At 33.7% G+C, this 12,164-nt stretch carries 12 protein-coding genes; 6 read left to right on the forward strand and 6 right to left on the reverse strand.

Going from position 1 to position 12,164, the window contains the following annotated elements:
• A partial coding sequence (locus PT285_RS11195; protein ID WP_277150800.1) for a replication initiator protein A occupies positions 1-1,144 on the forward strand: 1,144 nt, incomplete at its 5' end.
• Between the two features lie 228 nt (positions 1,145-1,372).
• On the opposite strand, the gene PT285_RS11200 is transcribed toward PT285_RS11195, so the two are convergent.
• Entirely contained in the window at positions 1,373-1,681 is a 309-nt protein-coding gene (locus PT285_RS11200; protein WP_277150802.1) for a DUF5388 domain-containing protein, read from the reverse strand.
• Positions 1,681-2,487, reverse strand: a complete 807-nt coding sequence (locus PT285_RS11205) for a ParA family protein (protein ID WP_277150804.1) — start codon at positions 2,485-2,487, stop codon at positions 1,681-1,683. Before PT285_RS11205 ends, PT285_RS11200 begins: the two co-directional genes overlap by 1 nt.
• 1,456 nt (positions 2,488-3,943) lie before the next feature.
• On the opposite strand from PT285_RS11205, the gene PT285_RS11210 reads away from it, so the two are divergent.
• A complete protein-coding gene (locus tag PT285_RS11210; RefSeq protein WP_277150806.1) occupies positions 3,944-4,459 on the forward strand; it encodes a hypothetical protein in 516 nt (171 codons plus the stop codon).
• 94 nt (positions 4,460-4,553) lie between these two features.
• Here the strand turns inward: PT285_RS11210 and PT285_RS11215 are convergent, their stop codons facing one another.
• The 4 genes from PT285_RS11215 to PT285_RS11230 all read right to left on the reverse strand — a co-directional run bounded on the left by PT285_RS11215 (position 4,554) and on the right by PT285_RS11230 (position 8,911).
• Positions 4,554-4,736, reverse strand: a complete 183-nt coding sequence (locus tag PT285_RS11215) for a hypothetical protein (protein WP_277150808.1) — start codon at positions 4,734-4,736, stop codon at positions 4,554-4,556.
• Positions 4,737-6,114: 1,378 nt separating this feature from the next.
• The gene (locus PT285_RS11220) at positions 6,115-7,089 is read right to left on the reverse strand and encodes a helveticin J family class III bacteriocin (RefSeq protein WP_277150810.1); all 975 of its coding nucleotides are present in this window, start codon (positions 7,087-7,089) and stop codon (positions 6,115-6,117) included.
• A gap of 261 nt (positions 7,090-7,350) precedes the next feature.
• Complete coding sequence (locus PT285_RS11225) at positions 7,351-7,623, reverse strand: hypothetical protein (protein ID WP_277150812.1); 273 nt, start codon at positions 7,621-7,623, stop codon at positions 7,351-7,353.
• 139 nt (positions 7,624-7,762) lie between these two features.
• On the reverse strand, positions 7,763-8,911 hold the full coding sequence (locus tag PT285_RS11230; protein WP_277150814.1) for an SLAP domain-containing protein: 1,149 nt from the start codon (positions 8,909-8,911) through the stop codon (positions 7,763-7,765).
• Positions 8,912-9,143: 232 nt separating this feature from the next.
• On the opposite strand from PT285_RS11230, the gene PT285_RS11235 reads away from it, so the two are divergent.
• The 4 genes from PT285_RS11235 to PT285_RS11250 all read left to right on the forward strand — a co-directional run bounded on the left by PT285_RS11235 (position 9,144) and on the right by PT285_RS11250 (position 11,793).
• Complete coding sequence (locus PT285_RS11235; protein ID WP_277150816.1) at positions 9,144-10,019, forward strand: helveticin J family class III bacteriocin; 876 nt, start codon at positions 9,144-9,146, stop codon at positions 10,017-10,019.
• Positions 10,020-10,103: 84 nt separating this feature from the next.
• Entirely contained in the window at positions 10,104-10,394 is a 291-nt protein-coding gene (locus PT285_RS11240; protein ID WP_277150818.1) for a hypothetical protein, read from the forward strand.
• A complete protein-coding gene (locus tag PT285_RS11245) occupies positions 10,369-10,734 on the forward strand; it encodes a phage holin, LLH family (RefSeq protein ID WP_277150820.1) in 366 nt (121 codons plus the stop codon). Before PT285_RS11240 ends, PT285_RS11245 begins: the two co-directional genes overlap by 26 nt.
• Positions 10,735-11,793, forward strand: a complete 1,059-nt coding sequence (locus PT285_RS11250; protein WP_277150822.1) for a GH25 family lysozyme — start codon at positions 10,735-10,737, stop codon at positions 11,791-11,793.
• Positions 11,794-12,164: the final 371 nt, after the last annotated feature.

A 12,164-nucleotide genomic window follows, 5' to 3' on the forward strand; every position in this document is an offset into this window, starting at 1 on the left:
CGGTGAAACCTATTTCAAATTACTCAAAATTTTCTTCGATGAAGAATCTTGTTATTACAATCTCAGTTTAGAAGCCGCAGTTATGTATTCACTACTGCTGGATCGTCTACAGTATTCAATTAAGAATGGCTGGGTTGATCATGATGGTAATATCTTCTTCTACTTCATCAATAAATCACTCAAACAAAAATTAAGAATCAAATCAGATACCAAATTAATTGCTGTAAAGCATGAACTAGAAGCTGCAGGATTATTAATTCAAAAGCATGTTGGCTTAAATAAACCTAATCGTTTGTATTTACTGCGACCAGAAATTACTGCTAAAGATGTTTATCGGATTAAACACGAAAGTGCAGATTTTGAGGACGATTTCACCAAAAAAGCCTTCTCAATGCTAGAGCCACAAGGAACTCCAAAAAATAGAGTTCCAGAAAAGACGGTTGAAACCTTAGAGTCACAAGGAACTTTAAAAAATGTAGTCCCAGAAAATAGCTCCTCAACTTTACAGCCACAAGAAACTCCAAAAAATGGAGTCTATCAATATAAAGATAATATAGATATTAATAAGATACATAAAGATACTAAAAAGTCTAATACATATCCATCCGATTGCCAAAATGCTAATTGGGATTTGACTGCAGAATCATATTCAGCAACTCAAGTTGAATCACAAAATCAGAGTTTATTGAATAATGCACGCAATTATATCGATAGCACCTTTGACGGAGAATTACCGTTTATTCTTGATAAGAGCACAATGTTAATGGTTACCAAGTTCATGCATAATCCACAAGAACTCAAAGATTTTATTGGCACAATTATTTTGGCTAAAAACAATGCTGTTAAAACTTTTAGAACTAAAAATGAGCAATCTGGTATTGATACTACTGGCATTGGCGCTAGCTTTGAAATAGTTAATTATACGGGCTCAGGTGATGTTATTTCCCACGGCTCGTTGTTAAAAGACCGAATTAATAAGACAGTGTATCGTTTCTTTAACCGTTGCCGTGCTAATGAGGGCGATCCTAAACAGGCTATTAAAAATCCACGTGGTTATTTATATAAGGCTATTTATAAAACTGTGGTTAAGGATTTAAATGACCAACTTGAAAAGCACCATGACAGACAGACTGTAACTGCTTAAAAGCTAGTTAAAATTTGTTTGACATAATTTACTGTGCTTTTTTAGTAATTGCTCTACTTAATACGCCTTCAAAATATGTTCCTATTTGTTATTCTCTTTTATGCAAACTAGCATTTATCATCTTTTTATCCTTTTCAGAACCGTAATACCTTTAGTATTTCTAAAAGCACTTAGCACTTTCATCCGGAATATGTATTACAGGTAAGGCTTTATAATTGGCCTTAATTTTTATCCTTTTAACTTTATATCTCGTTTTTCAAGAGTCTTAATTTGAAAATCAAGCTCTTTTTTGCTGTCAGCATCTAGCTGATCATGGAAGACCTGGAATAATAAATCGATTGCTTCTTTTTGGCTAGCAGTGTAACCGAGGGTCATCAATGCCTGCAGCTTGTTTCTTGAATGATTAGTAATTTTTAAATTTGTGTCGAAAGTTACTTCGTTTAGCTTAGATGATTTTTTTTCTTTTAAATCGTCTAAACTTGCAATTTTTTTCGGTTGTAAGTCTTTAAAGTTTCGATTACTTTTGATTAAACTCATTATTTGCTCATTCCTATTCTATCAAGAATCTCATCCGTTACTTGCTTATAAACAGCAAAAACTTTTTTATCATATCGTTGGCTAGTTGTAATTCCAGTAATTCCGTAGCGTTTTAATCGTTGCATTGAGTGAATTGCTGTAGGTAAAATATTTTCTTTTCCAAAATACTTAATGGCGTTGTTCATGGTAGTTTCATCAACTGGCGCGCCTGCTTGAATTAATACAGCGAGAATACCGATGACATCAAGTCTAGGAGCTTTATAAGTATTAACAATATCGTCTTGAATGTAGTCAATAAATGCTGAAGCACCATCAAGTGATTGCTGTTGTGTTTGCATGACTACTAAGCACCAATCAGAAGCATAAAGGGCAGCATCGGTAATTAGTGAAATTGTAGGTGGAATATCTACAATTACAAAGTCATACTTTTCTGCTACAGGTTCAATTAGCTTACTAAGATATTGAACTCTGTCAGTGTAATCTTTAAACATTTTTTCCATAAATCTAGGAAATAATGCGAAATCTGGAGCTGATCCCATTAGGTCTAAATTTTCTTTGATATTAATAATAGACTTAGTTAAATCTTTGTCCTGAACGGCCACCATTAAAGATGAATCAAAATGCGCTAGTTCATCGTCAATGTTTGCTTTAGTTTTGAGCAGAATATTTGTTGCATTGGCCTGCGGATCTAAATCCATCAGCAAAGTTTTATAATTTCTTTTTGATAATTCATAAGCAACCTGGACAGCATTTGTAGTCTTGCCCACCCCACCTTTAAAGTTACCAAAAGTAATAATCTGTGTCATAAAAACCTCCTTAATTTGTTTATGTAGCACACTTTAGTTCTTTAGTGCAAAAGTGCAGTAGTGCAAGTTCGCTATAGTGCTATAGTGCTATATAATATTTTTTACAAATGCTATTAAAGCACGTTTTACTTAGTAGTGCAAGTTCGCCCTAGTGCGATAGTTCTTTAGTGCAAAAGTGCAGTAGTGCAAGTTCGCTATAGTGCTATAGTGCAGTAGTGCTTTTAAAAAATACACTTGTTTTTTTCATCTAATATCTGTATAATCACATGCATAAAGAAAAAGCTCCTTTCGGGTTAGCTTTGAGAGCGACCCACAGGAGCAAAATAAATTTGAATAAAGAAAAAGCCACCCAGTGACCAAACTGGATAGCCCAAAATCCTTAATAACGGGTTAATTATACAGCGTTTTTGCTGATGCTGTCAATGTGGTGATTTTCGCAGTCAGGGGGACAAGCCTGGCAAGCAATGACAAGTCATAGGGCTTACTCTTCGAGAGCGGACAGCCGTTCTATGATAAGGTTCAGCAAAAGGGGACAGGTTACCGCAATTAGCCGCTTCAATAAATTAGTTGCGCACTCAGCGTATTTAGCTGCTTTGCGACACTGGGTGAGGTTCGTGCTTCCCGCCAAGGAATTAAAAAACTCTGGTTTAAAAAAGCATGGTGGTTTAATGGGGTTGAAAAACCTGGGGCTGATAATTGTCTGAGATTGAGGGCATTAATTCAATCAAGATTATCAGTCGGTTGTTAGATCAACTAAGAAGTAAAGCAGCTTTCGACGGTGCGAAGGGGCAGAAGCCATTCGTTTTTTTTGATTGATGAGACTTCTTTTCTTTCTGTTAAAAACAGGGAGAAGTTGTCTCAAATGCTCTGCTAACAAAAGTCATTCTGGTTATCCACAGAGCTGATTTTACGTTTGAATTCTTTCCACAGTTGCGAGCAAGGTCTGCGTTAGTTTTGACTAGATTTGTAACTTTTTGATTTCTATTTGAGATTTTGGAGGATTAGGTCGGGTTGGTCGATGGATTGCTGCAGATTTGGTTGAATTGAAGTAGCAATAGAAATGAAAAGTAAGAAAATAGCTGAAAAGTAGCCTTTGAGTGCAGGAACGAGAAGCTTGAAGTCTGCTGAAAATAGCAATGAAAGAACCATTTTGGAGATTGGATGCTCTGAAGTGGTCTTTTTTGAATGAATGATATTGTCGCAAATAAAGGTGTGTAGTGAGTTTTAGCGCTCAAAATGTAAAAGATATACTGAGATGTTGCTTTTAGGCTATAGGAGGCTAATATGAGCTCTCAGGGCGATTTGCATTTGCATTGTTTGAGTATAAGGTTCAATTTGCCGGTTTTATTTGAGCAAATTAGGGTATTATTAGCATAAAAGATAATTCACAGTTTTTCGATTATTTTCGAATTTATTCGATTTAATTTGAATGTTCGTTTTAAGGAAGGTGGCATGAATGATTAAGACTGTAAATGAAATTGCTTCTGGACTAGTGAAGAATAAGAAGGATCTGGTCAGAGAAAAACAGCGGGTTCGTGATGAGATTAAAAGGCAGCAGATTAAGACGCAAAAGGAGAAAAATCGCTTCGTTGTTTCTGATGAAGATGCTGCAAAGATTGCTGATGCATTGAGAGATAAAGCATCTTCGAATAAAGATGATGAATTGACGGCTTTAAGGAAGAAGTATGCCCTTTTACAGCAAGAAAATGAACAAGTAACGAAGGAAAATCAAAGATTAAGTTCGAAGATTGAGAAGTATGCGGACGATTTCAAAGATTTGAATGTGAAGCAGTTGCAGCTGAATAATCAGCAGCAACAATTGCAGGCTAGGATCTTGGAACAGACAAAAGAATTAAAAGATTCACAACAAAAGCTGCTGGAAGATGCTGAGAAGCGCTCTGAGCTGCAGGATAAAGTTGATAAGGTGACAAATGCATCATTGTGGCAACGGATCACCGGGCATTTTGAATGATTTTACAGATTTCTGTTTACTTGAAACATATTATGACCAGCTAATTGTTTGTTACATGATGTAGAAATTGTTTGATGTAACTTTGTATCTGAACTCATATGACAAAGTTATTTTCATTAATAATTTTCTTTTGACGTAATTGTATTGCTCTATCATAAATTGCAAACCAAAAATCACGCTCACTTTGAATAGGGGCCTGATCAATTCTGGCTTTCAATTCATAGTAGTTGATATTTTCGATCTTGTTTTCTAATTCAGTAGTTTCTGGAAAATTCATAATTACCCTCTTGTATTGTTTTTTTATAAATCACTTAACCTGTATTCCCACTTAGTAAAGAGCATAAGGGAAATCTGACCCCACACCTTGTGCCAAGGTGTGCTGGGCCTGGTTGTACCAGGCAATTTTCTTATTGTTAAACTGGGGACAGTTTATCTTAATTTGATGAACAAATCACCAAATATAATCTATATATCTGCTGATTTGAATAGTTTTGGTGACCTTATCACCAAGATGTTATTAAACTACTGCGTTATTTTTAATAGCAGTAATCTTGTCTTTATTTTCTTTAATTGACGAGTTTTGAATAAGCCTTACTTATTTTAAGTTCTAATGTCTGATTTATCTGTATCAATTTGTTGTTCAATATCATCTCTTCCAGAATTAATTGGTTCAATTTTTTTGCAACTGAATCTGCTATTCGTCCATTCCTAATTTATTCTTATAAAATAAGTTGAACAAAAAAAGCGATAATTAAAGCTATCGTCTTTTTGTGTGTAAAATTTTTATAAATTTATTTAATACAACATATATGCCAATAGCAATCCAAAATACTGATAACAGGATTAGCCATTTATCATGAATTATAATGCCGTAAACAAGCAGTAGCACAAAAAAAATCAATGCCCAGAAAGTTTTCATTTTTAAAATTGTCTTGAAATTTTCCATTTAATTACCTTTTTCAATATATTTACTTATTTAAATTTAATAATTGTGGTTCTCAAATCGTTAGTAATAGTGAGGACACGTTTTAGAAGAAGTGAACTGCTATAAGGAGAAGAACTCTCCTACCTAATTTTAGGTAAAAAAAGAGCGTTAAACGCGAGACCGTCTAACACCCAATCACAACAAATGAGATAGCTAATCTCATTGCTCTTAGCTAGAGAGCTTTTGTTAACATCCATTTATATTATAACCGATTTGTAGAATGAGTACAAAGCATGTAGTAAAACAGGTAAAATATTTATTGGAGTTGAAGAATTAGCTACTCTTCAATAAGCTCCAAAAGGCGGTGAGAGCAATGTTAACATCCATTGCAAAACTGGTGGTCACTTTGGTGATCTTTCCAGTTGTAGCACACGTGTTATGCAAGATGCTTGATAAGCATTTTTTTGATAAGAAATAGCTGTTAAACAGCAAACACGGTAAAGCATAGTTTTAAAACTATGCTTTTTTGGTAATTGGTCTAATTGTGAAATTTAAAAAAACTGCAAAACAAAAGCCCGATTTCTCGGGCTTTCTTATGCTATACGACTTTGCTTTCACAAGTGGCTGCTTTTATCAGCGGCTAAATGCTAATCTAGCAGCTGTTTTTCATTAACTGCGGATTATGTGCATTATGTAAACCTCAATATGGTATAGATGAAATATATAAATTTTAGCTCCAGGTTAATTCATACATCTTATTAGCAACAGTCTTATTTTTACCACCAACATTAGCGTGATATGCAACTGTTAACCAGATATGATCTTCACCGATTACCTGAATGCCTTCTACCTCAGAATGTTTACCACTAATATCTAATCCACCAAATGAACTTAAATTAATTGAAAGCCACTTACTTTGATCGCTACGTGCATAATATGGAATTTTAATTATCTGCTTATGATGTGCTTGGTAAATGCCATTATTAAAATCTGGCTTTTTTTGACTAGAAATATAAATATTACTATTGTCATCTAGATCATAGCCTTGGATAGAGTTTATAAGTCCCTTTTGCTTGGTTGTAGTAATTAAATTTTTAGTGGAAAAACTTTCTATATAGCTAAAATTGCCAATATTTACGGGATCTGTGCTTGAACGATTAAGAGCTGCATTAATAGTATTTAGATCGTAAATAGTAAAATAACCATTACCAGCATTATCGACAGTTGCGAGTAAAAATTTAGTATGATTTGGAGAAACTGCGGCTTCTGAGCGTTTCATATCAGTACCGTTATATCTTGTTCCATCAACCTTTAATCCGCTTCCTGCACGGTTAAGGTAACCTAAACGTGGGAAATCTGTATTATACCCATGTGTACCGCTTTGTGTTTTAATATCAACACGTGCAATTTGTTTAGCCCAGTGCCCATTAGCCGTACTTGAAGGCTCCGTACCAATAAACCATTTGTCTTTATTACCTGAATATTCCCAAGTTTGTGTATGGCCGGCTGCACTATTAACCAACTCCAAAATTTTGGTAGAGACATTGCCCGCTTTCCCTCTTAAGACGAATGTGTCCTGTTGATTATTGCGTAATTGAAGTGCATAAGCGTATGTTTTTCCCATATTTCCTTTTTGCACTGCAGATCTGTGTCCTGTATTTAAGTCGAATTTTTTATTAATTAAAATATTTGTAATTTCTATCATGTCAAGTCTCCTTTACTTTAATTTTAAGAACATATGTTCTTAAAATGATTATATCATTTTGGAACTTATTGTCAAACATATGTTCGAAAAACAAAAAGAGATATGGCTTAATAACTATCTCTCTTACTTATTAATACTTATAAATTGAAACTTGAAGGCAATAAAACTAGTCAGATTCCTTGTGAGCTCTGACTTTTTTAATGCCCACTTGTGTTTTATTTGGTTCACGCCATATATTTTTGAATGAAGCCAGGTAATAGTTTAATAAATTTGCTTATTATTTGGTCTACCTCTTTTGTAATTTGCTCCTTGACTTCTTTCAATGCCGATAACAGGTAGCCCAATGCTTTTTCGAAAGCTAAATCTGGCAAAGCGTGATTGGATCATCCAATTGATCACCATGAGCAGGCTAACTAAGGAATGACGTTTAAAGTTAACTTTCTTGCTCAGATCAGCTAGATCAATTAGCTTAGTAAAAGCAGAAATTAAAGAACAAGTATCTTTTTCTTGATTGATTTGCGATATACTTTTCATAGCGTAAGATCTCTTTTAACTTTGATTTTGACACTTAAAGTATAACGCAGAGAGGTCTTGCGTTTTTATTTTTGTACTAAAAAAGCTAGAAATCACGCTCTTTTTGCGTAATTTCTAGCTTTCAAATTTCAGTTATAAATTAATCCTTTAGATTGTTTAATTTGTTAATTGCTGTATTTATATTACGAATGGCCTCTTTTACTTCTGCAAGATTAGATGTATTTGCCTCATTTACTTTTTTACCACTTGTAATAGCATTATCGTAATCATAAGCTAGTTTCTTATAAGCCTGTGATTTTGTAAGAGCTAATTTGTATTTTTTACTAGATGTAAATTCTGGCTTACTATCAATTAGTTTTTGTAATTCTTGTTTATCAAAATCTGTTGCAAGCTTAGCATCCGCTTTTGCCTCTACTTGCGAGTTTACTGCAGCAGGCATTGGCTTACTGTTTTTAAAAAGACTGACATCAGATGCTTTAATGAAGCCATGCCAAGAATTTACTAGACGATAAAACAATTCCGTCTTATTTTCTTGGGGAATCCAAATGTAAACAGCTTCATCTACATTGACAAAGTTTCCTTTAATTAAATGCTTGCTAAAATTTTTTTCTCCTTTAATGGAATAAACATAAGCTTTTTCTTTTAAGAATGCACTTGGATACACAAAATAACTATCTAAATTTGCTTTTATTTTTTCTTTAAGACTGTAAGAACCAATAAATTGATTATCTTGATTGGCAATCTTGTATAAGATGTTTCCCACATTGCTTGTGTCTAATTCGCCTACGAGTTTTATTTTTTTACCATTTTTGATATATCTCCCAGTAGGTAACACATCAGAACTTAAAACAGGAATTCTTTTTCCTTGCACTGCCCTTACAGTTATTGTTATCCATTGAGAAAATAAAAGCTGATGATTTACCGTTTCAATATTTGCAGTTTTAATATATCTATTATTACTAATTTTATAAAAAGCATGCCCCTTAATAATGCAATATGGAAGCCAAATTTTGGTGCCGTCTTTTTCACGTAAGTAGTATTTTTTATTAACTGAAAGCTTTTTTATTTTACCAATACATTTGACAGATTGTCCCTTTTTAAAATAGGTCTTTCTACTTGAGGAAGAAAGTTTTTGCCCTTTTTTATTATAAATATAAGCACCATGAGCTAATTTTAAAGTATTAATATTCGAAGTAGCAGCCAATACACTAGATCCATCTTGTATAAGCAGTGGAATACCAGTTAGAATTATAGATAAAAGAACGATAATTTTTTTATTTAATTTCATATAAAATTCACCTCAAAATTTATAATAACATCATCTTAATTATAGTTCATTCATTAACAATAATTTAATTAAATATTATTTTTGTCCTTTTTACAAACATGCGTTTGCATAAAGCGAACATATGTGCTATATTTGCTGCATAATAAAAATATAAGAAAAACAATAGGCGATGTGAAAAAATGATAATTTTAATCTATATTAATTATGAGTGTACTGAAAAGAGAACATAAAAATGAAAGAGTATCCAAAAATTTCACTTCTTACAGAAATAAGTGGTGGGTATGATGTTGTTATTCAAGCGAGTAATATAGCAAACAATAATATTTATGCATTGCAACTTCGTTCTGATCAACAAGATACATATGTAATTAAAGGGTCTAAAACATCAGGAAAAATGAATAAGATGCCAAGATTAGTTTTATCTGGCACTGACAATGATACTGCTGGAGGTATTACTCAAACTTTAAAATATACCGGTAATAATTCATGGTTTATTGGTACCAATCAAAGTGCTAATGGATATGATATAGAAATTGCACAAGTATGCTTTCCCGTGTCAGGCAGAGTAGCATACCATTCACATAAAGAATTACCAAGATTATCGTATCTTAATCGTGCTGGTCAAGAATTCGGTTTAGCATATAACGATAAGAATATAAAACATGTCGAGGCAGCTGTTTCACCTGATTATCAAGAATTACTTATTGCAAGTGTTGATAAAAGCGGTAATGGTTATTTTTCAATTTATGATATGAATGAAGTTAGTTCTGTACTAGATGAGGTAAATGTACCTGGAACAGTAGAAAAGGATGTTATGATTACTGAATTATCATGTAAATATGCTCCTAATTCACCAATGGACACTAGAGAAAAAAGAAATGTTATAGAAATTCCTTGGAATTATCCTATGAACAGTTGGCCTAGCAATCCTGATTCTTGGAAAAAAGCTAATTTTTCCGAAGCATCAATAGATATTTCAGGATATATTTCTGAATTTAAGAGTATTCAAGTCACAGATTATAATATGTACTTAACGGTTTCATATCATAATAAACTTACTAACTTAAAAGCGGATAAGCACCGAATTTATAAGATTGAATGGAATTAACTTAAAAATGATATTGAATTTAATAGATAGGCAACTACTTGTAGTTCGAATTAGTCCATAAATGTAAAAAGGGAAACAAGCAAGATGAGCAAAACCATTCTAATACTATTGACCTCTACCGCCTTTGGTGGGCTTGTTTCAATACTAATCAACTTCTATCAATGGCACGTAAAGTCAAAACATAAAACTGATGAAGAAGAGCGAAAGCAATTATATGATGATGTGCAATATTATCATACGAAATATCGTAATGACGAAGATGAAATCGACCATTTAAAAGAAGAAATTCGACAATTAAAAGAAGCTCAAGCTTTAGCGGAAACTTCTGAAAAGGAGGAAAGTGAAAATAATGCAAAACATAAACTTTTTCATTGAAACGGCCATAATTATTATTGCTTTCTTGTTTGTAGGGTTATATCCCTACATTCAGGAACATAATAAGCCATTAGCTGACAAATTAGATATTTGGTACCAGATTGCTCAAGTCTTAGTAAATAATGAAACAACTAAGACTGAGAAAGCTGGCGCAGAAAAGAAACAGACCGCTACTACAGCCTTAGTTAACCAGGCTAAACAATTAAAGGTACCATTAGAAAAAAATGTGGCAGCTGGTTTAGTTCAAGCTGCATATGACAAGTCTCAACAGAGTAATTCAACGACTAAATTACCTGATACAATGGGCTTTGTTTCAGATAACAAACAAGGTAGTGATTAGATGTTAAACGGAGTAGATTTAGCCAGCCCTTATCAAACTGGTTTTCCAAAATTAGGACAAGACTTTGTCATTGTTAAATTTACTGAAGGAACCTATTACACTAATCCTGATCGGATAACACAAATAGCAACGGCCGAGTTAAAGGCTGCCTACCATTTTACTGCCGGGACAGATGTAATTGCTGAAGCCAATTTTTTCTTACAAACATTTAAACCTTATATAGGACAGGCGATCCCTGTCCTTGATTACGAGGGTACTGCTCTTAATAAATGGACGCCGACACAGGTTGAACAATGGTTAGATTATGTCTATCAAAAAACAGATACTAAGCCTTGGCTTTACATGGCATTGAGTACAGAAAATAGCAAAAATTGGGCCTCAGTTGCCGCTAAATATCCCTTGTGGGTCGCGCAATACAATAATGGCATTACCACTGGCTTTCAGCCGCGTAATTTGTATGGCAAATTAGCCCATCAATGGAATTGGGCTGCTTTTCAATATGCTGGTGGCAACGGCCGGCTAGCCGGTTGGGGTAACGGCCAAAAAGCTGTTGACCTTGATGTCTGTTATTGGACTAAGGAACAATGGCAATTTTGGGTAAATAAAAGCTCAACGGATATTGTTTCTCTGCATCCAGTGGTCAAGTGGAATGTCAATAGGGTGTTCGTTGTAACCACACCAACAGGCTGCAATTTGTACGATAGCCCTGATCTAACTAAAATAATTAAGCACTTAAATTATGGTTCCAGCTGGGCTGTGCTTGCGGAAAAAGATGGGGCTTTAGAATTAGGCAAAAATCAATGGGTCGACGGTCGTGATGGTTTTAGTAAGAGTAATCCATTAGCAACGCATGACAAATTATCAGGACAGCTTAAAATAATTGCAGCAAATACTTATTCACTGTATAAGCCAGCTGACAATGCTACAAAGGCTGATAAATTGACGCTTAATCAGTTATACGATGTAACTGGACGACAAAATAAATTTTTTATGTTACAAGAACAATTTAATGGCCAGACAGTTTATGTATCAGGAGATAATGCTTATGTAGTTTTGTAGGATTCTTGGATTATTACAACTAAATTGGTTTAGAATGCTGCTCTCAACACTAGACTTAATAAATTAGCCGTGAGATAGATTTTGGCAACAAAAAACCGACTTAGAAAATAAATTTCTCAGTCGGTTTATTGCATTATCGCAAATTATGCTATAATTTCTTTAATTAAAAAGTACCCAATGTGTTCTAACTTGAAACCCTAGACACGATTGATTGGGAGCTACTTCTTAAGGTATTATACCAGAAAACCTTAAAAAATAAACCTAAAGAAATTAAAATAGCTCCTCAATCTATCTCTCAGGGTACTTTCCCTAGGCAGATTAAGGAGTTTTATTATGTCAAAAAATAATTTTTACAATGTTAAAACCGAATA

Origin of the sequence: Lactobacillus sp. ESL0791, assembly GCF_029433255.1 — a bacterium.
In the GTDB taxonomy this organism is placed as follows: Bacteria; Bacillota; Bacilli; order Lactobacillales; family Lactobacillaceae; genus Lactobacillus.